Here is a 20,542-nt window from a genome sequence, read left to right on the forward strand (position 1 = left end):
TCCATCGTGCACAAGGTCCTTGTCGCCAACAGGTCCGAGATCGCGGTACGCGCCATTCGCGCGTGCCGCGAGCTCGGCCTGCAGACCGTTGCCATCTATCCGTATGAGGATCGCAACTCACTGCACCGCAACGCCGCCGACGAGTCGTACCAGATCGGGGAGCCGGGCCATCCGGTCCGCGCCTACCTGGACATCGACGCGATCATCGAGGTGGCCCGCGAGTGCGGTGCCGACGCGATCTACCCCGGATACGGGTTCCTCTCGGAGAACCCCGGGTTGGCGCGCGCGTGCGACGAGGCGGGGCTGACCTTCGTCGGCCCGCCCGCCGACGTCCTGGATTGGACCGGCAACAAGGCCACGGCCGTCGCGACCGCCCGCAAGGCGGGCGTGCCGGTGCTCGAGTCCACCGACCCGAGCACCGATCTGGAAGCACTCGCCGAGGCCGGCAAGAAGATGCGGTTCCCGCTCTTCGTCAAGGCCGTCGCCGGCGGCGGCGGGCGCGGCATGCGCCACGTCGACACCGCCGAGGAGCTGCCCGAGGCACTGGCCGCGGCGTCCCGCGAGGCCGAGTCGGCCTTCGGCGACGGCACGGTGTTCATCGAGCAGGCGGTCCCGTCGCCGCGGCACATCGAGGTGCAGATCCTCGGTGATTCGGCCGGCAACGTCGTGCACCTCTACGAGCGCGACTGCAGCGTCCAGCGCCGCCATCAGAAGGTCGTCGAGCAGGCTCCCGCGCCGGATCTCGACCCGGAGCTGCGCGCCGCGATCTGCAACGACGCCGTCGCCTTCGCCAAGGCGATCGGATACTGCGGCGCCGGCACCGTCGAGTTCCTCCTGGCCCCCGACGGGCATTACGTGTTCATCGAGATGAACCCGCGCATCCAGGTCGAGCACACGGTCACCGAGGAGATCACCGACGTCGACCTGGTCGCCGCGCAGCTGCAGATCGCCGCGGGCGCGACCCTGCCCGAGCTCGGCATCACGCAGGACCAGATCGAGACGCACGGATTCGCCGTGCAGTGCCGCATCACCACCGAGGACCCGGCCAACGACTTCCGGCCGGACACCGGCACGATCACCACCTACCGGTCGCCGGGCGGTGCGGGCGTCCGCATCGACGGCGGCACCTACCTGGGTGCGGAGATCTCCGGCTATTTCGACTCGATGCTGGTGAAGGTGACCTGTCGCGGCAAGACTCGCGCGGCGGCCCTGACCCGCGCCCGCCGCGCGCTGGGCGAGTTCCGCATCGGTGGTGTCTCGACGAACATCGAGTTCCTGCTGTCGTTGCTGTCCAACGAGGAGTTCGTCGCCGGCGCGGTGACCACCGGCTTCATTGCCGACCACCCCGAGCTGCTGGTCAGCCACCCTTCGGACGCCAAGTGGGCGAACCTGCTCGAGTTGCTGGCCGACATCACGATCAACCGCGAGTACGAGCGCCCCGCGACGGTGATCCGGCCGCGCGAGAAGCTCGCCGGGCTCACCCTCACCGAGCCGGCACCCGGCAGTGCCGATCGCCTGCGCGACCTCGGGCCGGCCGGGTTCGCCTCCGTGCTGCGCAACCAGGACGCGGTCGGCGTCACCGAGACGACCTTCCGCGACGCCCACCAGTCCCTGCTGGCGACCCGTTTGCGGACCAGCGGACTGGTCCGCGTGGCGCCGTACGTCGCCTCCCTCACCCCGCAGCTGTTCTCGGTCGAGTGCTGGGGCGGCGCCACCTATGACACGGCGCTGCGCTTTTGCAAGGAAGACCCGTGGGAGCGGCTGGAGAAGCTGCGCGCCGCGATGCCGAACATCTGCCTGCAGATGCTGCTGCGCGGCAAGAACACGGTCGGTTACACGCCGTACCCGACGATCGTCACCACCTCCTTCGTCGAGGAGGCCGCGCGCACCGGCATCGACATCTTCCGCATCTTCGACGCGCTCAACAGCGTCGACGCCATGCGTCCGGCGATCGACGCCGTCCTGGAGCAGGGGAAGACCGTCGCCGAGGTCGCGCTCTGCTACACCGGCGACCTCTCCAACCCGGACGAGGACCTCTACACCCTCGACTACTACCTGCGCCTGGCCGAGGAGATCGTCAAGGCCGGCGCCCACATCATCGCGATCAAGGACATGGCCGGCCTGCTCCGGCCGCCGGCCGCCACGACCCTGGTCGCGGCGCTGCGCGAGAACTTCGACCTGCCGGTGCACGTGCACACCCACGACACCGCCGGCGGGCAGCTCGCCACCTATCTGGCCGCGGTGCAGGCCGGTGCCGACGCCATCGACGGCGCGAGCGCCCCGCTCTCCGGATCGACGAGCCAGCCGTCGCTGTCGGCGATCGTCGCCGCTTTTGACGGCACCGAGCGCGCCACCGGCCTGGACCTGGGCAACGTGCTGGCACTTGAGCCGTACTGGGAGGCGCTGCGCAAGGTGTACGCCCCCTTCGACGTCGGCCAGCACCCGCCGACCGGGCGCGTGTACCAGCACGAGATCCCCGGCGGGCAGCTGTCGAACCTGTACCAGCAGGCCGCGGCCTTGGGCCTGGCCGACCAGTTCGAGCTCATCGAGGACGCCTACGCGGGCGCCGATCGGATGCTCGGCCGCCTGGTCAAGGTCACGCCGTCGTCGAAGGTCGTGGGCGATCTCGCTTTGACGCTCGTCGCCAAGGGCGTCACCGCCGATGAGTTCGCGGCGAACCCGCAGGCCTACGACATCCCCGACTCGGTGATCGGCTTCTTCCGCGGCGAGCTGGGCACCCCCGCCGCCGGATGGGTCGAGCCGCTGCGCAGCGAGGTCCTCAAGGGCCGCGGTGACGCGCCGCCCACCGAGGAGGTGAGCGCGGCGGACCGCAAGGTGCTGGCGCAGCCCGGAACGGCGCGTCGCGAGACGCTCAACCGGCTGCTGTTCCCGGGCCCCACCAAGGACCTGGCGGAGCACCGCGAGAAGTACGGCGACACCTCGGGACTGTCGGCCAACGCCTTCCTCTACGGCCTGCGGGCCGGTGTGGAGGAGCGCGTCGAGCTGGAACCCGGCGTGGAGCGCACCATCGGACTGGCCGCGGTCAGCGACGTCGACGAGAACGGCGAGCGCACGGTCATGTGCACCGTCAACGGGCAGCTGCGCTCGGTCGTCGTGCGCGACAAGTCGGTCGCCGACGCGCCGACGGCCGCGGCGAAGGCCGATCCGCAGAACCCGCGTCACATCGGTGCGCCGTTCGACGGTGCGGTCGCCATCAAGGTCTCGGTCGGCGACAGCGTCGCCGCCGGTGATCCGATCGGCACCATCGAGGCGATGAAGATGGAGTCCACCATCACCGCGCCGCGCGCGGGCACCGTGGCCGCGCTGCCGCTCGGATCGCACGCCGCAGCACACGGCGGCGATCTCATCGTCGAACTGAGTTAGCCCTGGTCGTCCCCCGCATCCGTGCAGGTCGCGCGGGTGCCGGGGGAGCGGTAGGGTCGGGAACCATGGCAGCGATCAGTCGTCTCACCCTCGTCTCCGTCGGCGTTGCCGGTGCGGTCCTCGCCGCGTCGTCGACCACGTCCGAGGCTTCGGCGAAACCGCTCGGGGCACCGGAGGTCGTCTCCTCCGGCACCCTCGGCACAGGGTGCACCTACCAGGTCGGGATCCGTGTCGGCGTCCCCGCCAACCGTGCCGCGAACACCTCGCCGACCGACCCGGCGACGGACAAGGCGCGTCGCACCGCCGCGACCGAGCCGGTGGTCTTCTGGGAGATCCCCGGCTCCGGTCGACCGGGCGCCAAGGGCAGCCGGCGGATCGGCCGGGCCAAGCCCACCAAGGACGGCATCGCCGCCGTCGCCTGGACGCCGACGAAGGCCGGATTCAGCACGATTCGCGCCTACCAGCAGAAGACGTGGTCGGCGCCCACGCCGGTGACGGTCTCCGCCGCGCTGCGCGTCGGTCCGCTCTGCCTGCTGTCCTGGTCCTAGCGGGCCGGGCGCAGCGCCAACGCGCACACGACCGACACCGCACACGCCACCAGCGAGACGATCGTCGCGATCAGGTAGCCGGTGTTCGACGGGAAGGCCAGTGCGCGCACGCCCGCCTGCGTCGGCAGCTTCACGGTGACCACGTTGTGGGCGAGCACCATGCCGACGATCGCCGACGCCACCGACATGCCGAGTGAGCGCATCAGCGCGTTCACGCCGTTCGCCTCACCGGTCTGGCGCAGTGGCACCGCACCCATGATCAGTGCCGGCATGGCCGCATAGGCGATGCCGATGCCCGCGGAGATCGTGCACGTGATCAGGACCAGGTGCCAGGGGCCGATGTGCCAGTCGGCGACCAGCAGCACGAGCTGGATCAGATAGCCCACGGCCATCACTGCCGCACCGAGTGCCAGCGACGACCGGGGGCCGAACGCGCGGGAGACGCGTGCGCCGATGTTGGAGCAAGCGAACATCACCAGTCCGCCGGGGGCGAGGAACAGGCCCGCCTTGACCATGGACAGGCCGTTGCCGTTGCCCGTCACGGCCGGTGCCATCAGCAGCTGCACCGGGATGAGGGACATCGAGAAGAGGGCGAAACCCGCGGCCATCGACGCCCCGTTGGTGAGTGCGACGGTGCGTTCGGCGGTGGTCCGCAGGTCGACCAGCGGATGGTCGCGGCGCAGCTCGTACGCGATCCACAGTGCGAACACGATGATCGCGCCTGCGAACAGGCCGAGCGTCAGCGGCGTCGCCCAGCCCCACGTCGCGCCCTTGCTGAGCGGCAGCAGCAGCAGCGTCAGCGCGGTGGCGAGTCCGACGGCACCGACGTAGTCGAAGCCGGCGGTCCGATGCGCGGGCGAGGCCGGTACGACGATCAGCACCGCGACCAGGCAGACGAGCGTGATCACCGCGGCACCCCAGAACAGCGCGTGCCAGTCGTACTGCGCGACCAGCGCGGCGATCGGCAGGCCGAGTGCACCGCCGACGCCGAGGGAGGCGCTCATCGCGGCGATGCCGCTGCCCAGGCGTTCGGGCGGCAGGCTGTCGCGCATCATGCTGATGCCCAGGGCGATGGCACCCATGCCGACGCCCTGCAGGGCCCGCCCGACGAGGAACGGCGGCAGCTGGTCGCTCAGGGCGCACACCACGGAACCGAGGGCCACCGACAACAGGCTCAGGGCGAGGATGAGTCGCTTGCCGTACATGTCGCCGAGGCGACCGGCGATCGGCGTTGCGACGGCGCCGGTCAGCAGCGTCGCGGTCAGCGCCCACGCGGCGTTGTCGTTGGAGGTGTGCAGGTACTCCGGCAGGCGGGGCACCAACGGCACGATGATCGTCTGCATGAGCGAGACGGCGATGCCGGCGGCGGACAGCGCGGCCACGATCGCGGTCGGGTGGACCGTGCGGGTCGGGGTGGTCGGCACAGCTTTCTTCCCATCGGGCGAAGGAGATCGCCCGATGGTTTCGGGCCGCAACTAATTCTACGGGGCCCGCTCCGGTCGACTCGCGCCGAGGTTCACAACCGGACGCGGGAGCACCCGACGACTACGGAGTCCAGCCCGCGACGAGGGCGATCACCGAGATCACCAGCACCGCGATCGCGGCCACCAGTGCCCAACCGGTGATCAGCACGATCACCCACAGGGTCTTGAGGTAGACGGGCATGAACGCGGCCAGCAGTGGCTCGGTCTGCATGCTGGGCTGCACGCGTTCGGTGGTGACCGCCAGCGCCTTCGTCATCTTCCACAGATGAGTCGGACGGAACCGTCCCTTCTTCTTGGCGACGGAGGTGAACGCCGAGAGATCGGCCCGGGTCGTGAAGTTCGCGGCATACAGGTGGGCCTGTGCGAGGAGGTCCTTCGGGTTCTGGATGGCATCGGTGAGCGGCAGCGTGCGCTTGTGCACCCAGAAGGGCAGCAGGATCGCCGGCAGGCACGCCAGGATGACGACGAGGATCCCCACGGGCAGGTGCCAGTGGTCGTAACCATGCCAGGCGATGATTCCCACGACGAGGGCGGTGAGCCCGAGGAGGGCGGCGGCGGCCACGATGCCGATGATGAGCCACCGCATGCCCTTGGCTGTGAACAGCGCCGTCTTGGTGAATCGGTCGACCGCCTTGTCCCACGTCGACGGATCGTCGACGGCGGCGGTGACCAGGTCGCCCACGGCGGCGGCGTCAGTGGCGGTATCGGTGGTGTCGGCGGGGGCGCCCGAGCGGCGTCGCAGTCTCATGAGGCGAAGGATATCGCCCGAGTGGTCGCACGACACCGGGTGGACCGACGTTGACGGTCACAACCCCATACACAGCGAGCCGGTGCCGAAGCCCTTCTTGACGGTCACCGTCACATCCTTGTGGGAGTTCGAGTTGACCTCGCTGACGTGCAGAATCCGGACTCCGGCGAACTTGGGTGTCCAATTCATGACAACGGTCTGGTTGTAGGGGACCGGCGATGCGCCGAGGTAGGTCGACGGACCGCTGTACGGGTTGGCGGCGTCGCGGTCGTCGACGGCAACGGTGGATTTTTGCGTCGCGTTGATCGTGATCTTGTACATGCAGCCGGTGCCGTAGGCGCCGAGCGGCGGTGCCTGCACACTGAGGTTGTCGACCGTTGCCAGGGCGGTTGGCGTGGCGATGAAGGTGGCTGCTGCGGCAGAGATCGTGGCTACGAGGGCCGATGTGCCGATCGCGGTCTGCTTGGTTGTCGGGGGCATGACTGATTCCTGTCGTCGGGATGTGCCGGGTGGCATTGCCCTGCTGACGGTAGGCGCGGGTCGGCGTGGTCCATAGAGTAGGTGACTACTCGATTTCCCCCCGTTCGTCGCTGTGCACGCGGGGACCGGGACACGACAGCGCCCCGCACAGCGGTGCTGTGCGGGGCGCGTGGTCGTGCGTGTGGTTTACGCCTTGGCGGCCGGGCGGACGGCCTTGGCGGCGTCGACCAGGTTGCGCAGCGAGGCGGTGACCTCTTCGTTGCCGCGGGTCTTCAGACCGCAGTCCGGGTTGACCCACAGGCGGTTGGCCGGCACGGCCTTGAGCGCGGCCTGCAGCGACTTGGTCATCTCCTCGGTCGAGGGGACGCGCGGGGAGTGGATGTCGTAGACACCCGGGCCCACACCGTTCTTGAACCCGACGGCGTTGAGGTCGTCGAGGACCTCCATGGCCGAGCGGGCCGCCTCGATCGAGGTGACGTCGGCGTCCAGGTCGGCGATCGCGCCGATGACCTCGCCGAACTCCGAGTAGCACAGGTGCGTGTGGATCTGCGTGGTGTCCTCCACGCCCGCCGTCGACAGGCGGAAGGAGTCCACGGCCCACTTCAGGTACTCCGGCTTGTCGGCGTCGCGCAGCGGCAGCAGCTCGCGCAGCGCCGGCTCGTCGACCTGGATGACGCCGATGCCGGCCTTCTCCAGGTCCACGCACTCGTCGCGGATCGCCAGCGCGATCTGGTTGGCCGAGTCCTTCTCGGGCTGGTCGTCGCGGACGAACGACCACGCGAGGATGGTGACCGGGCCGGTCAGCATGCCCTTGACCGGCTTCTTGGTCTTCGACTGCGCGTAGGTGATCCAGTCGACGGTCATCGGCTGCTGCCGGACGACGTCGCCGAAGAGGATCGGCGGGCGCACGCACCGGGTGCCGTAGGACTGCACCCAGCCGTTCTGCGTGGCGAAGAACCCGTCGAGCTGCTCGGCGAAGTACTGCACCATGTCGTTGCGCTCGGGCTCGCCGTGCACCAGCACGTCCAGGCCCAGCTGCTCCTGCAGCTCGATGACGTCGTCGATCTCCGAGCGCATGCGGTTGTTGTACTCGGCCTCGTCGATCTCACCCTTGCGCAGCGCGGCGCGGGCGTTGCGGATCGCCGACGTCTGCGGGTACGAGCCGATGGTCGTGGTCGGCAGCAGCGGGAGGCCGAGGCGCTCCTGCTGGGCGGCCAGACGGGCCTGGCTCTCACCGCGGGCCAGCTGGTCCTCGGAGACGGCGGCCAGGCGCTCGCGCACCGCGGCGACCTTCACGCGCGGATCGGTGGCACGGGTCGCCAGGGCGGCGGCCGACGCGTCGAACTCCTTCTTGACCGCGTCGCGGCCCTTGTTCAGAGCGGTGGCCAGCGTGGCGACCTCGCCGAACTTCTCGGCGGCGAACGCGAGCCAGCCGCGCAGGTTGTCGTCCAGCTCGGTCTCCGGCTCCAGCGAGTACGGCACGTGCAGCGTCGAGCACGAGGTCGAGACCGCGACGGCGCGCGCCAGGCCCTTCACCGACTCCAGGGTGGCCAGCGCCTTGTCGAGGTCGGTGCGCCAGATGTTGCGGCCGTTGACCACACCGGCGACCAGCAGCTTCGACGAGAGCGACGGCACCTTCTTCAGGGTGTCGGCGCTGCCGTAGACCAGGTCGACGCCGATGGCCTCGACACCGGTGCCGGCCAGCGCCTCCAGGACGGTGGCACCGGGATCGCCGAAGTAGGTGTTGACGAAGATCGCGGGCCGGTTCGCGACGCCGGACAGGCGGGCGTAGACCGAGCCGGCGACCTCGGCCGCGGTGGCGACCTCGTCGGCGTTGTCGACGATGTCGGTGACGAGCGCGGGCTCATCGATCTGCACCCAGGTGGCGCCGGCCTCGGCCAGCTTGCCCAGCAGCTGGTCGTAGACCTCGACGAGCTCGTCGATCTTCTCGAACCGACTGGTGTCGTCGGTCGACTTGGCCAGCGCCAGGAAGGTGATCGGGCCGATCACGACCGGGCGGGCGTCGGCGCCGCCGGCCTCGGCCAGCTCGGCGAGGACCTTGGTGGCGTCCAGCGAGTAGGCGGTGTCGGCCGACAGCTCGGGCACCAGGTAGTGGTAGTTCGTGTCGAACCACTTGGTCATTTCCAGCGGCGTGAGATCGGCGGTGCCGCGGGCCGCTGCGAAGTAGCGGTCCAGATCGTCGGAGACCGACGCGAAGCGGGGCGCCAGCGCGCCGACCATGATCGCGGTGTCGAGCATCTGGTCGTAGTACGAGAACGTGTTGACCGGGATGGAGTCGAAGCCGGCGTCGCGCAGCTGCTTGGTGGTGTCGGCGCGCAGACCGGCGGCGACCTTCTCCAGCGACGCGCGGTCGGTCTGGCCCTTCCAATAGCTCTCGATGGCCCGCTTGAGCTCGCGGTTCGGGCCGATGCGGGGGGTCCCGTCGACCGTCGCGGTGAAGTCCGGTGCCTGTGACATGTGTGTAGCGCTCCTGGTTTTTCGCATGCGGTGGGTGGGCGGTCGATGCCGCCTCGCGGGGCACGGCGTGCCCGTCGCACAATCGGCCTTGTTTGCGCGGCGGTAGTCCGCCTACGCCTCGGCCGATGACGCGTGGGCCAGGGGCTCCTCATACCCGCCGGTCACCGGTACCGATTGCCCGTCCATCTTATCGGACGCGTCGGCCGGGGCCGAACCCAGCGCTCGTGCGAGCACCAGGGCGCCGACGAAGCCGATCATCGCGGCCCAGCCGAGCGGGGTGCCCAGGCTCATCTTGGCCATCACCAGGATCGAGACGCCGCCCGCGCAGACGAGCAGCCCCATCGCGGTGGTGCGGGCCCGGCCGGCGCGAACCGGCCCGTCCCACCACGGCAGACTGCGGTGCTCGGCGGGCAGCAACACGGTGAACAGGACCGACATGACGACGGCGAAGACGGCGGCGCGCAGCAGCATCAGCAGCCAGAAGTGCGGCTGGGCCGGGTCGTAGGCGTCCAACCCGCCCAGGTGCAGCAGACCGATGGTCGCGACGATGGCCGGGATGTGCCACAGGTACAGGGTCATGGCGCCGCCGTTGCCGATGGCGACCCACCGCCACACCCGCGGTCGCCGGGCCCACCGGCCGACGGACCGCGCGGCGGCGACGAACGCCAGGCTCATCCAGACGCAGTGCAGGCCCAGGACGACGGTCGGCGGCGTCACGTTCGAGAGCTTCTCGTCACCGGTGACGACCAGGGAGGGTTCGTAGGGGCCGACGACGACCAGGAGCACGCCCAGTGCGAGGGCGGCGGCACCGATGGCCAGCGCGGCGCTCGGGGCGATGAGGCGCCGGGCATAGGCGACGCCGATCGCCGCCGGGATCAGCCACACGGCGAGGAAGTTGGGCAGTCCGAAGGCCATCGAGTCGAAGTGGATGCGCGCGGCGTCACAGCCGGCGGCGACGACCAACAGGACGCCGACCGCGGCCGCGAACGCCCGACGCGAGGTCAGGCGCACCAGCACGGGGACGAAGGCGAGGATGACCAGGTAGACGCCGATGAACCACAGCAGCGCGACGCACTGCTGGCCGAGCCGAGCACCGACGGTCGGACCGGCCAGCAGCCGGGTGGCGATCAGGGCGACCGACCACACCGCGAGGTACCAGAACACCGGTCGGGCCAGCCGTTGAGTGCGGCGCATCAGCCACACGCCCCAGGGCTGGCGGTCGTGGTCGTCGACGCGGTCGAGTCCGTACGCCGCCGACGCGGCGCCGGCCAGGAAGAACAGCGGCATGATCTGCAACACCCAGGTGAGCGGCTGCAGGGCGGGCAGCTGTGCGAGGAGGTTGCCGACGGACAGGCCCGAGGGCGTGAGGGTCGCGAGGACGAAGGTGCAGTGCCCGAACATGACGACCAGAAGGCTGGCGATCCGGGCGACGTCGACGGCCCGGTCGCGGGCGGCGGGGGTACCCGCGGCGACGCGGGCGGCGGAGGGAAACATCGAAAGGCTCATGGGTATCGATCCTGCTGTGCCCGGCGCCCGATCGGATGGGGGTGACTACTCAGTGCGGGTGGGGGGTTGCAACCGTTCGGGGCCGGCGTGCGTCCAATGACTATGACGACTATTCCGACAGACACGGACGGGGCGGTGCGCCGGCGCACGGTGGTGGCCGCGGGGATGAGTGCGACGGTGCTGTACCGGGCAGTCGAGGCGGGTGCCCTCCAGCGCATCGGTTCGGGGCTGTATGTGCCGGTCGGCGGTGTCGATCCGGAGGCGCGGCACCGGCTGATGATCGGCGAGGTCGCAACCTCGCCGCAGGTGGTGCTCAGCCACGTTTCGGCGGCGGTCCTGCACGGGCTGCCGATGCTCAAACCGGACCTGCGCGAGGTCGACGTGACCGTGCCGTCGACCACGACCCGGGTGCGCGCGGACTTCCGCCGCACCCACGTCGCCGAACTCGCCCCGTCAGAGGTGACCGAGCTCGGCGGACGGTGCGTCACCTCGTTGGCGCGCACGGCCGTGGACGTCGCCGCCACCTCGCCGATGGGCTTTGCCGGAGCGCTCGCGGTCTTCGACGCCGCGCTCCGGAAGGGGGTGCGCCGGGCGGCGCTGGCCGAGGTGATGCGGCAGCGGATCCTCCCGGTGCCGGTGTGGCCGGCCCTGCGTCGGGCGACCCCACTGGCCGACGGCGTGGGGGAATCGTGGTGCCGCGCCCAGCTCATCGCGGCGCGGTTGCCGCGGCCGCGCCTCAAGCACCCCGTTCTCGACGTCGACGGCGAGGTGCTGGCCGAGCCCGACATGAATTGGCGCCACCGGGTGCTCGGCGAGTTCGACGGGACGGCGCGATACCAGCGCATCCGCGTCAAGGGCGACTCGAACCTGTCGGCCGCGTGGCGGGCCATCGCCCGCGACGACGAGCTGCGCACGCGAGGGGTGCGGGTCCTGCGGTGGACGTGGACCGATCTCGAGCGCAAGGACGTGGCCCTGACGTGCCGCCTGTGGCTGGACCGTTTGACCTAGAGCGAATCGAGGAAGCGCTGCACCACCGGGAGCGCGTCGTCCAGACTCCGCTGCCCGCCGTCGCGCGCCGACCCGGTAGGGGGGCCGCCCGCGTCGGCGGTGATCAATGACAACAACTCCCCGGTGGTCGGCTCGCACACCGCCCAGGTGTAGCGGCTCTCCTCGGCCCAGCCGGCGTCGGCGGCGTCGACGAAGGCGACCGGGTCGGTGATGCCCAGATCGGTCAGCGCCGGGACATCGCTGACCCGCTCGTCGGCGCGCAGCGCACGCAGGTACCAGGCGCCCGCATTGATCTCGACGGGTTCCACGGCGAGAAGCGCCCGGGGGCTACTTGATCTCGAGGAGGACGGTGCCGGCGGTGACGGCATCGCCGGCGGCGGCCGCCAGGCCGGTCACGGTGCCCGCCTTGTGCGCGGTCACCGGGTTCTCCATCTTCATCGCCTCCAGGACCAGGACCAGGTCGCCCTCGGCGACCTCCTGCCCGTCCTCGACGGCGACCTTGACCACGGTGCCCTGCATGGGAGCGGTGACCGAGTCGCCCGACGCCGCGATGCCGGCGCCCTTGGTGCGGGTGCGCGGCTTCGGCTTGCGGCGGACCACACCGGCGCGCGCCCCGCCCTCACCGAGGGCGAGGTCGCCGGGCAGCGACACCTCGACCCGTCGGCCGTCGATCTCGACGACGACGGTCTCGCGCGGCGGCGTGTACTCCTCGTCGGGTGCGTCGGCACCGCCGAAGGGCTCGATCGGGTTGTCCCAATCGGTCTCGATCCACTTGGTGTAGACGTCGAACCTCTTGCCGTCGCCGACGAACGCGGGGTTCTCCACGACGTGGCGGTGGAAGGGGATGACGGTCGCGAGGCCGTCGACCTCGAACTCGGCGAGGGCGCGGCGGGCGCGCTCGAGGGCCTCGGTGCGCGTGGCGCCGGTGACGATCAGCTTGGCCAGCATCGAGTCGAACTGGCCGCCGATGACGTCGCCCTGGCGGACACCGGAGTCGACGCGCACGCCGGGGCCGGCCGGCTCGCGGTAGACGGTGATCGGACCGGGTGCGGGCAGGAAGCCGCGGCCGGCGTCCTCGCCGTTGATGCGGAACTCGAATGCGTGGCCGCGCGGCTCGGGGTCCTTGGTGAGGGCCAACTTCTCACCCTGGGCGATGCGGAACTGCTCGCGCACCAGGTCGATGCCGGCGGTCTCCTCGGTGACCGGGTGCTCGACCTGCAGTCGGGTGTTGACCTCGAGGAAGGACACCGTGTCGCCCTGCACGAGGTATTCGACGGTGCCGGCACCGTAGTAGCCGGCCTCCTTGCAGATGGCCTTGGCCGAGGAGTGGATCTTCTTGCGCTGCTCGTCGGTCAGGAACGGCGCGGGCGCCTCCTCGACCAGCTTCTGGAAGCGGCGCTGCAGCGAGCAGTCGCGGGTACCGGCGACGACGACGTTGCCGTGCTGGTCGGCGATCACCTGGGCCTCGACGTGGCGGGCCTTGTCCAGGTACTGCTCGACGAAGCACTCGCCGCGGCCGAAGGCGGCGATCGCCTCGCGGGTCGCCGACTCGAACAGCTCGGGGATCTCGTCGATGGTCTGCGCGACCTTCATGCCGCGACCACCACCGCCGAACGCCGCCTTGATCGCCACTGGGACGCCGTGCTTCTTGGCGAAGGCCACGACCTCGCCGGCGTCCTTGACCGGGTCCTTGGTGCCGGCGGCCATGGGCGCCTTCGCCTTCTTGGCGATGTGGCGGGCGGTGACCTTGTCGCCGAGGTCGCGGATGGCCTGCGGGGACGGTCCGATCCAGGTGATCCCGGCGTCGATGACCGCCTGGGCGAAGTCGGCGTTCTCCGAGAGGAAGCCGTAGCCCGGGTGGATCGCGTCGGCGCCGGACTTCTTGGCGGCGTCGAGGATCTTGTCGAAGACCAGGTAGGACTCGGCCGAGGTCTGGCCCCCGAGGGCGAAGGCCTCGTCGGCGAGTTGGACGAACAGCGCATCGGCATCGGGCTCGGCGTACACGGCCACGCTGGTGATGCCGGCATCGCGCGCCGCTCGGATCACGCGGACAGCGATCTCGCCGCGGTTTGCGATGAGGACTTTGCTGATCGTGGCTTTACGGGGCACGGAGTCTCCTGAGGCTGCGGACGCGGGAAATGGCGCTCATCGGATTCTAGAGGTCGAGGGGCGTCACCTCACACTAACCCCCGGGCGTGCCACGAGCTGTGCTCGGCGACGTCGGTGATCAGTGCGGCGACGGCGTCGGCGTATCCGCGGACGTCGTCGGCGAGTTCGGCGGGAAAGCGCGCGGAGAGGCGCAGTCCACCGGGGGTGCGGTTGATCCACAGGTAGACCTCGTCGTCGGCGTACCGGTGGCTGCGGACGACCCGGGCGCCGCCGGCGTCCTCGGCGGCCGCACCGGGAGCCGTGCGCGTGTCGAGGAAGGACACGACGAACTGCGGGGTGTCGGTGGTGCCGAGGATCTGCGCGACGCGCAGCAACGGCAGCGAGGCCGCCACCCGGCCGCGTCGCAGTTCCGCCGAGGCCCGGACGGCGAGCTGTGGGAAGGTGCCGACCTCGGTGAGGTCGAGGTCGAAGGGGGAGAGGGACACGAACCACCCCAGCGAGGACTGCCACTGCAGCTCGTGGCGGGTGTGCCGCGGCAGCACCGCGCGGAACCGGGTGGACCCGGTCCGCTCGTAGGAGGCGTAGGCGAGGGCGGCCATCACGCCGGCGAACAGGGTGGTGCCGGCCGCCGAGCACACCGCGGTGAACTCGCCCGTCGTCTGATCGTCGGCGAGCAGCGCGTAGTAGGACTGCTGCGGTAGGGCGTCGGCGGCCGCCGACGAGCCCTCCTCGTAGCCGCCGACGGCGAAACCGTGTGCGTGTTCGGGGCGCTCGGGGGTCGCTGGGTCCGGCGCGGCGGCCGGCAGCGTCGGGTAGCGGGGCATGCCCTCGGCGAGGAAGGCCGCCCACTCGTCGACCGCCGGGTGCGAGCGGTCGGCCGCATCGGCGGAGGTCCGCTCCGCCGTGCTGTAGTCCACGTAGCTGCCGACGGCCTCGTCGGGGAGCAGCGGCGGCGCCGCCGAGTCGCGGGCGGTGCGCCCGCGGGCGGTGACCGCGGAGCGGTACAGCGCCCGCAGTTCGGGCACCGCCGCGATCAGCGAATACCCGTCGAGCAAGGAGTGGTCACCGGCGAACAGCAGGGTGAAGGAGTGCTCCCGCCCGACGGTGGCGAACCGGTACGCCGGCCAGCGCACCGGCGCGGTGCTGCGATCGAACCAGCCGGCGATCTGGTCGATCAGCACCGACGACTCGTGGTACCAGCCGATGCGGCTCATCTTCAGCGACACCGCGCCCGGCGCCACCGACAGTCGCCGGAAGCCGCCGCCGTCGGCATCGAGGATCACGTGGCTGCGCAGGACCTCGTGGCGGTCGATCCACGCGGTCAGCGCCGCACGGATCGCCGGGATCGACAGCGGCTCGTCGAAGTCGATGGACACGCCCAACCACGATTCGCGACCGCCGGTGTGCCCGGTCTGCCGCTGGTAGGCCAGCGCGTCGGACAGGTGCTGCTCGTGGTTGTAGGACGTCAGGCGCGGGTCGGCCCGCAGCGCCGCGGCGCCGCCGAGCACCGGCGTCCACTCGACGAGCCCGCCCGGCTCCACGGGGAGGTCGAGGATCTGGAGGAAATCCATCTACCCGCTTCGCGCGATCGCGGCCTTGATGCGGGCGAGCATGCCGGCCAATCCGCGCAGTCGCAGCGGCGACACCACCGACGAGAGGCCCAGTTCGTGGCCGAAATCGGCGGGCACCGCGGCGATCGCCGACGCCGGTTGCCCGTCCAGGCCCTGGTGCAGGATCGCGGCGAACCCGCGGGTGGTGGGAGCCTCGCGCGGCGCGCTGAAGTAGAGGCGGACCGCCTCGGGGTTCGACGCGTCGACGGACAGGAAGATCGGCGACTGGCACTCGGGCACCGGTTCCATCGCCGCGGGCTCGAGGTGCTCGGGCAGCGGCGGCAGCTCGTCGGCGAGCTCGAGTAGCAGCGTCGTCTTGTCCGAGTCCGACAGCGCGGCGAAATCGTCGACGATTTCGGCCAGCGGGGCCGGCAGCCCGCTCATCCGGCGGTTCCGGGCGCGGTGCCCGGCTCCTCCCCGACCGTGATCGGGACGCGCACGCGGTTGCCCCACTCGGTCCACGAACCGTCGTAGTTGCGGACCTTGTCGAAGCCCAGCAGGTGCGTCAGCACGAACCACGTGTGGCTGGACCGTTCGCCGATGCGGCAATACGCGATGGTCGGGGAGTGGGGGTCGAAGCCGCCGTAGATCTCGTCCAGCTCGGCACGGGTGCGGAACCGGCCGTCGGCGGCGGCGGCCTTGGCCCACGGGATCGACACCGCGGTCGGGATGTGGCCGCCGCGAAGGGCGCCCTCCTCCGGGTAGTCGGGCATGTGGGTGCGCTCGCCGGTGTACTCCTGCGGCGAGCGGACGTCGATCAGCGGTTCGGTGCCCAGCGACGCGATCACCTGGTCGGCGTACGCGCGGATCTTCGAATCGTCCCGCTCGACGACGGGGTAGTCCGAGCGCGGGTACTCGGGGATGTCGAAGGACGCGTCGCGATCCTCGGCGAACCAGGCGTCGCGCCCGCCGTCGAGCAGTCGAACGTCGGGGTGGCCGAACAGCGTGAAGACCCACATCGCGTAGGCCGCCCACCAGTTGCTCTTGTCGCCGTAGATGACGACGGTGTCGTCGCGGCTGATGCCCTTGGACCGCATCAGCTCGGCGAACTTCTCGCCGTCGATGTAGTCGCGGGTGACCGGGTCGTTGAGGTGCAGGTGCCAGTCGATCTTCTGCGCGGTGGGGATGTGCCCGATGTCGTAGAGCAGCACGTCCTCGTCGGATTCGACGACCTTGAGGCCGGGCATGCCCAGGCGCGAGGCGAGCCAGGCGGTGCTGACCAGCCGCTCCGGGTGCGCGTAGTCGGCGAACGCCGGATTCGGGTCGAACTCAACACCCATGGGAGGGGCCTTTCGTCGCGAAGGGGCTGCGGTAGCGAGAGTACCGCTAGCGCGCCGACCAGAGCGTGGTGACGTCCACGTCGACGCGGGCGAGCAGCCGGCGCGTCAACGGCAGGCCGATGCCCAGGACCGACGACGGGTCGCCGTCGATGCCGTCGACGAACCAGCCGCCCAGTCCGTCGAGGGTGAACGAGCCGGCGACGGCCAGCGGTTCGCCGGTGGCGACGTAGGCCTCGACGGTGGCGTCGTCGACCCGGGCGAAGCGAATCTCGGTGGACTCGGAGTCGGTGGCGCGCGCGACCGGCTCACCGCCGCGGATCCGGGTCACGCAGTGGCCGGTCAACAGATCACCCGAGTGCCCGGACATGTGCGCCCACCGCTCCCGTGCGACCTCGGCGGTGTGTGGCTTGCCGACGAGCTCGCCGCGGATGTGCAGCATCGAGTCGCAGGTGAGGAGCACCGCGTCGTCGGCGTCGACCCGGGGCACCAGTGCGTCGGCCTTGGCGACGGCCAGGCGGGTCACGATCTCCGCGGGCGGGGCGCCGGTCAACTCGTCCGCGATGGCATCCTCGTCGATGTCGGCGACCAGGACCCGCGGGTCGAGCCCGGCCTGCCGCAGCACGCGCAGCCGCGCGGGCGAGGCGGAGCCGAGGACGACCTCGGTCACCAGAGCCGGGTGTAGAAGCTCGTCGGGGCGGCCCAGTTGGGGCGCAGCCGCTCGTCCCGGTTGCCCCACTCGTCACGGGTTGTGTTCGACGCGGATTCGACGGCGTCGAGCTTCGCGGAGAGGACCGCGGTCAGCGCCGCAACCTCTGCCGGGGTGGGGTTGCCCTTGACGATCGTCACCAGCGGCTCGGCGCCGCGGGCGTCCTTCGCGCCGCTCACAGCGGGATGTTCCCGTGCTTGCGCGGCGGCACGACGACCATCTTGCGCTCGAGCAGGCGCAGCGCCGTCACCAGCTGGCCGCGGGTGTGGCTCGGCGGGATCACCGCGTCGAGGTAGCCGCGCTCGGCGGCCACGTACGGGGTGATGAGGGAGTCCTCGTACTCCTCCTGCAGGCGGAGCATCAGCGCGTCGACGTCCTCGCCCTTGTCCTTGGCCTCCTGGATCTCCTTGCGGTAGACCGTGCCGACCGCGCCCGACGCCGTGTCCACGGCGATCTGGGCGGTCGGCCAGGCGAGGTTCACATCGCCGCCGAGGTGCTTGGAGCCCATGACGTCGTAGGCGCCGCCGACGGCCTTGCGGGTGACGACGGTGATCTTGCCGACCGTCGCCTCGCCGTAGGCGTAGAGCAGTTTGGCGCCGTGCCGGATGGCCCCGTCGTGCTCCTGGTCGGTCCCCGGGAGGAAACCGGGGACGTCGACGAAGGTGACGATCGGCACGTTGAAGGCGTCGCAGGTGCGGATGAAGCGGGCCGCCTTGTCTGACGCGTCGATGTCCAGGCAGCCGGCGAGGTGCGTGGGCTGGTTGGCGACGACGCCGACGCTGATCCCGTCGATCCGGCCGAAGCCGATGACGATGTTCTCCGCGCGCCCGGCCTGGACCTCCAGGAACTCGCCCTCGTCGAGGACGCGGGTGATGACCTCGCGGATGTCGTAGGGCTGGTTGGGCGAGTCGGGGACGATCGAGTTCAACTCGAGGTCCTCGGGGGTGAGGTTGTCGGCGATGGCGCCCTCGGTCGCGGTGCCCGGCAGGCGCGGCGACTCGGCGCGGTTGTTGCTCGGCAGGTAGGACAGCAGGGCGCTCACCTGCTCGAGGGCGTCCTTCTCGTCCTTCGCCACGTAGTGGACGGTGCCCGACTTGGCCATGTGGGCACGGGCACCGCCGAGCTCCTGCTCGGTGACCTTCGCGCCGGTCACGATCTCGATGACCTCGGGGTCGGCCGCGTACATCGTGGCGTCCTCGTCGACCATCACGACGAAGTCGCTCAGGGCGGGGGAGTAGACGTGCGTGCCGGTCGCGGCGCCCATGACCACGGAGATCTGCGGGATGACGCCGGAGCTGCGGATGTTGCGCTGGAAGATCTCGCCGTACTTGGCGAGCGCCACGACGCCCTCCTGCAGGCGGGCCCCGGCGCCGTCGATGATGCCGACGACCGGCCGACCGGTCTTGAGCGCCAGGTCCATCACCTTGATGATCTTCTCGCCGTAGACCTCGCCGAGCGCGCCGTCGTAGACGGTGGCGTCCTGCGAGTAGACGCACACCTCGCGGCCGTCGACCGTCCCGTAGCCGGCGACGACGCCGTCGCCGAGCGGGCGGGACGCGCCCATGCCGAAGCTGTTGGAGCGGTGCCGGGCCAGCGCGTCGATCTCCACGAAGGAGTCGTCATCCAGGAGCAGGGCGACGCGCTCGCGGGCGGTCAGCCGACCCTGCGCGTGGACCTTCTCGATCGCGTCCTCGCCGACCGGGTGCGCGGCCTCGTCGAGCCGATTCCGCAGATCGGCGAGCTTGCCGGCGGTCGTGTGGATGTCGATGGTCGACGCGTCCTCGGATGCGGTGGTCATGGGGACTGATGCTATCGAGCCGCGCGCCGCCCGCGCCACCACCCCCGCGCATAGGCTGAGGGCATGTCGGGACACATCGAGCACCTAGCCGGGACGCGGTGGCGCCGCGTCGACGTCGTCGAGTCGACCGGGTCCACCAATGCGGACCTGGCCGCCGCCGCGGCGACGGAGGACATCGACGGCCGCGTGCTGATCGCCCGCCACCAGACCGCCGGCCGCGGCCGGCACGACCGCCGGTGGACGACCGGGCCCTCCGGGGCGCTCACCTTCTCGGCGGGCGTGGCGGTCGGCGAGCCGACCGAGGCGATGGGCTGGTTGTCGTTGCTGGCCGGCGTCGCCGTCGCCGACGCCCTGGCCCGAAGCATGATGTTCGACGCGGCCCCCGGCGTGAAATGGCCCAACGACGTGCTGATCGGCGACCGCAAGGTCGCCGGGGTGCTGTCGGAGTACTCGAACGGCCAGGCGGTGATCGGGATGGGCGTGAACACCTCGATGACGCCCGACCAGCTGCCCGTTCCCGAGGCGACCTCGGTGTTCGTGGCGACGGGCCGGTCGGTCGACGACGACGAGTTGGCCGTCGGGATCCTGCGCGAGCTGGACGCCGAACTGGCGCTGTGGCCGGATCGGCTCGACGAGCTGGCGCAGGAGTACCGGCGCAAGTGCCTGACGCTCGGCCAGCGCGTCCGGTTGGTGCTGCCCGGCGACCGGGAGTTGATCGGCACGGCCGTCGACGTCGACGAGCAGGGTCGCTTGTTGGTGACCGCGGACGGCGGGTCGACGACGGCCGTCGCGGCCGGTGACGTCACCCACCTGCGGGCGCACCCGCAGTCCTGAGCGGGGTCAGCGCCGCTTGGACTGCGACCCGACCATCGGGATCAGGCCGAGGATCGGCACGCCGATGACCAGGTGCAGCAGCGACCTGCAGGCGGCCGTCGCCAGATCACCGGTGTCGATCAACATCGGCGCGACCACCGCGGCGATCAGCAGCAGTGCGCCGATCCACGCGAAGAAGCTGCCCGGCGCGGGCGTGATGAGCTGCAGGACGTACCAGAAGGCGGCGGCGAAGATCGCGATGACGAAGCCGGTGATCACGTAGTTCAGGACGATCGAATCGCCCAGGTGCACCGCGTCGATGTTCGCGGTGGCCTTCTCCAGGATCCAGGCCACCAGACCCACGGCGAGCCCCACCACGACGCCGGTCATGAGCACCCCGCCGACGAACAGGACCGGGTTGACCGCGGGCGCGCTCACCATCGGCGTTCGCGGGGCCTGCTCCCACTGGCCGGTGCCGCCGACGTACTGCTGCGGCTGCGACGGCGGCTGCTGGCCGGGGTAGTCGTAGGCCCGGGTCCTGGGGAACTGGTCCTGCGGGTCTTGGTATGCCATGTGCCCCAGTCTAGGCA

18 protein-coding genes are annotated in these 20,542 nt (G+C 70.7%); 4 read left to right on the forward strand and 14 right to left on the reverse strand.

The genetic code is table 11. The annotated features are described in order from the left end of the window. Nucleotides 1-3: 3 nt before the first annotated feature. Nucleotides 4-3,384, forward strand: coding sequence for a pyruvate carboxylase (locus QM634_RS13765; RefSeq protein ID WP_415043379.1), 3,381 nt, complete (start codon nt 4-6; stop codon nt 3,382-3,384). 65 nt (nt 3,385-3,449) lie between these two features. Beyond that, nucleotides 3,450-3,932, forward strand: coding sequence for a hypothetical protein (locus QM634_RS13770; protein ID WP_415043345.1), 483 nt, complete (start codon nt 3,450-3,452; stop codon nt 3,930-3,932). Here the strand turns inward: QM634_RS13770 and QM634_RS13775 are convergent. From QM634_RS13775 to QM634_RS13795, 5 genes are all read right to left on the reverse strand, one after another. Beyond that, nucleotides 3,929-5,356, reverse strand: coding sequence for an MFS transporter (locus QM634_RS13775; protein ID WP_415043346.1), 1,428 nt, complete (start codon nt 5,354-5,356; stop codon nt 3,929-3,931). The two genes, QM634_RS13770 and QM634_RS13775, sit on opposite strands and share 4 nt — an antisense overlap. Before the next feature lie 121 nt (nt 5,357-5,477). Further along, complete coding sequence (locus tag QM634_RS13780) at nt 5,478-6,164, reverse strand: hypothetical protein (protein WP_415043347.1); 687 nt, start codon at nt 6,162-6,164, stop codon at nt 5,478-5,480. A 57-nt stretch (nt 6,165-6,221) separates the two neighbouring features. Continuing rightward, the gene (locus QM634_RS13785) at nt 6,222-6,644 is read right to left on the reverse strand and encodes a hypothetical protein (protein WP_415043348.1); all 423 of its coding nucleotides are present in this window, start codon (nt 6,642-6,644) and stop codon (nt 6,222-6,224) included. A gap of 186 nt (nt 6,645-6,830) precedes the next feature. Further along, nucleotides 6,831-9,122 carry a 5-methyltetrahydropteroyltriglutamate--homocysteine S-methyltransferase gene (gene metE, locus QM634_RS13790; RefSeq protein ID WP_415043349.1) on the reverse strand — a complete coding sequence of 764 codons (2,292 nt, stop codon included), beginning with the start codon at nt 9,120-9,122 and terminating at the stop codon, nt 6,831-6,833. Between the two features lie 111 nt (nt 9,123-9,233). Beyond that, nucleotides 9,234-10,628, reverse strand: a complete 1,395-nt coding sequence (locus QM634_RS13795; protein WP_415043350.1) for an acyltransferase family protein — start codon at nt 10,626-10,628, stop codon at nt 9,234-9,236. Nucleotides 10,629-10,763: 135 nt separating this feature from the next. On the opposite strand from QM634_RS13795, the gene QM634_RS13800 reads away from it, so the two are divergent. After that, complete coding sequence (locus QM634_RS13800) at nt 10,764-11,636, forward strand: type IV toxin-antitoxin system AbiEi family antitoxin domain-containing protein (protein WP_415043351.1); 873 nt, start codon at nt 10,764-10,766, stop codon at nt 11,634-11,636. Here QM634_RS13800 and QM634_RS13805 read toward each other — a convergent pair. From QM634_RS13805 to QM634_RS13840, 8 genes are all read right to left on the reverse strand, one after another. After that, nucleotides 11,633-11,944: a hypothetical protein gene (locus QM634_RS13805; RefSeq protein ID WP_415043352.1), complete on the reverse strand. Its 312-nt coding sequence runs from the start codon at nt 11,942-11,944 to the stop codon at nt 11,633-11,635. The genes QM634_RS13800 and QM634_RS13805 overlap by 4 nt on opposite strands. Nucleotides 11,945-11,963: 19 nt before the next feature. Next, on the reverse strand, nt 11,964-13,745 hold the full coding sequence (locus QM634_RS13810) for a biotin carboxylase N-terminal domain-containing protein (protein ID WP_415043353.1): 1,782 nt from the start codon (nt 13,743-13,745) through the stop codon (nt 11,964-11,966). A gap of 68 nt (nt 13,746-13,813) precedes the next feature. Then, the gene (locus QM634_RS13815) at nt 13,814-15,316 is read right to left on the reverse strand and encodes a condensation domain-containing protein (RefSeq protein WP_415043354.1); all 1,503 of its coding nucleotides are present in this window, start codon (nt 15,314-15,316) and stop codon (nt 13,814-13,816) included. Then, nucleotides 15,317-15,739, reverse strand: a complete 423-nt coding sequence (locus tag QM634_RS13820; protein WP_415043355.1) for a SufE family protein — start codon at nt 15,737-15,739, stop codon at nt 15,317-15,319. Continuing rightward, nucleotides 15,736-16,635, reverse strand: a complete 900-nt coding sequence (locus QM634_RS13825; protein WP_415043356.1) for a sulfurtransferase — start codon at nt 16,633-16,635, stop codon at nt 15,736-15,738. The genes QM634_RS13820 and QM634_RS13825 overlap by 4 nt, the downstream gene beginning before the upstream one ends. Nucleotides 16,636-16,681: 46 nt before the next feature. Then, nucleotides 16,682-17,302 carry a Maf family protein gene (locus QM634_RS13830; RefSeq protein ID WP_415043357.1) on the reverse strand — a complete coding sequence of 207 codons (621 nt, stop codon included), beginning with the start codon at nt 17,300-17,302 and terminating at the stop codon, nt 16,682-16,684. Then, complete coding sequence (locus QM634_RS13835) at nt 17,299-17,520, reverse strand: acyl-CoA carboxylase subunit epsilon (RefSeq protein ID WP_415043358.1); 222 nt, start codon at nt 17,518-17,520, stop codon at nt 17,299-17,301. The genes QM634_RS13830 and QM634_RS13835 overlap by 4 nt, the downstream gene beginning before the upstream one ends. Next, nucleotides 17,517-19,139, reverse strand: a complete 1,623-nt coding sequence (locus QM634_RS13840; protein WP_415043359.1) for an acyl-CoA carboxylase subunit beta — start codon at nt 19,137-19,139, stop codon at nt 17,517-17,519. Before QM634_RS13840 ends, QM634_RS13835 begins: the two co-directional genes overlap by 4 nt. Before the next feature lie 63 nt (nt 19,140-19,202). On the opposite strand from QM634_RS13840, the gene QM634_RS13845 reads away from it, so the two are divergent. After that, on the forward strand, nt 19,203-19,973 hold the full coding sequence (locus QM634_RS13845; RefSeq protein ID WP_415043360.1) for a biotin--[acetyl-CoA-carboxylase] ligase: 771 nt from the start codon (nt 19,203-19,205) through the stop codon (nt 19,971-19,973). Nucleotides 19,974-19,979: 6 nt separating this feature from the next. Here QM634_RS13845 and QM634_RS13850 read toward each other — a convergent pair whose 3' ends face one another. Continuing rightward, nucleotides 19,980-20,525, reverse strand: coding sequence for a hypothetical protein (locus QM634_RS13850; protein WP_415043361.1), 546 nt, complete (start codon nt 20,523-20,525; stop codon nt 19,980-19,982). Nucleotides 20,526-20,542 lie beyond the last annotated feature (17 nt).

The organism is Gordonia sp. (in: high G+C Gram-positive bacteria), assembly GCF_047606305.1.
GTDB lineage: Bacteria > Actinomycetota > Actinomycetes > Mycobacteriales > Mycobacteriaceae > Gordonia.

Excerpts from the sequence above, each read along its gene's own strand:
- QM634_RS13795 (WP_415043350.1), bottom strand. The coding sequence starts at position 10,628 with ATGAGCCTTTCGATGTTTCCCTCCGCCGCCCGCGTCGCCGCGGGTACC.
- QM634_RS13785 (WP_415043348.1), bottom strand. The coding sequence starts at position 6,644 with ATGCCCCCGACAACCAAGCAGACCGCGATCGGCACATCGGCCCTCGTA.
- QM634_RS13770 (WP_415043345.1), top strand. The coding sequence starts at position 3,450 with ATGGCAGCGATCAGTCGTCTCACCCTCGTCTCCGTCGGCGTTGCCGGT.
- QM634_RS13825 (WP_415043356.1), bottom strand. The coding sequence starts at position 16,635 with ATGGGTGTTGAGTTCGACCCGAATCCGGCGTTCGCCGACTACGCGCAC.
- QM634_RS13840 (WP_415043359.1), bottom strand. The coding sequence starts at position 19,139 with ATGACCACCGCATCCGAGGACGCGTCGACCATCGACATCCACACGACC.
- QM634_RS13850 (WP_415043361.1), bottom strand. The coding sequence starts at position 20,525 with ATGGCATACCAAGACCCGCAGGACCAGTTCCCCAGGACCCGGGCCTAC.
- QM634_RS13845 (WP_415043360.1), top strand. The coding sequence starts at position 19,203 with ATGTCGGGACACATCGAGCACCTAGCCGGGACGCGGTGGCGCCGCGTC.
- QM634_RS13815 (WP_415043354.1), bottom strand. The coding sequence starts at position 15,316 with ATGGATTTCCTCCAGATCCTCGACCTCCCCGTGGAGCCGGGCGGGCTC.
- metE (WP_415043349.1), bottom strand. The coding sequence starts at position 9,122 with ATGTCACAGGCACCGGACTTCACCGCGACGGTCGACGGGACCCCCCGC.
- QM634_RS13820 (WP_415043355.1), bottom strand. The coding sequence starts at position 15,739 with ATGAGCGGGCTGCCGGCCCCGCTGGCCGAAATCGTCGACGATTTCGCC.
- QM634_RS13780 (WP_415043347.1), bottom strand. The coding sequence starts at position 6,164 with ATGAGACTGCGACGCCGCTCGGGCGCCCCCGCCGACACCACCGATACC.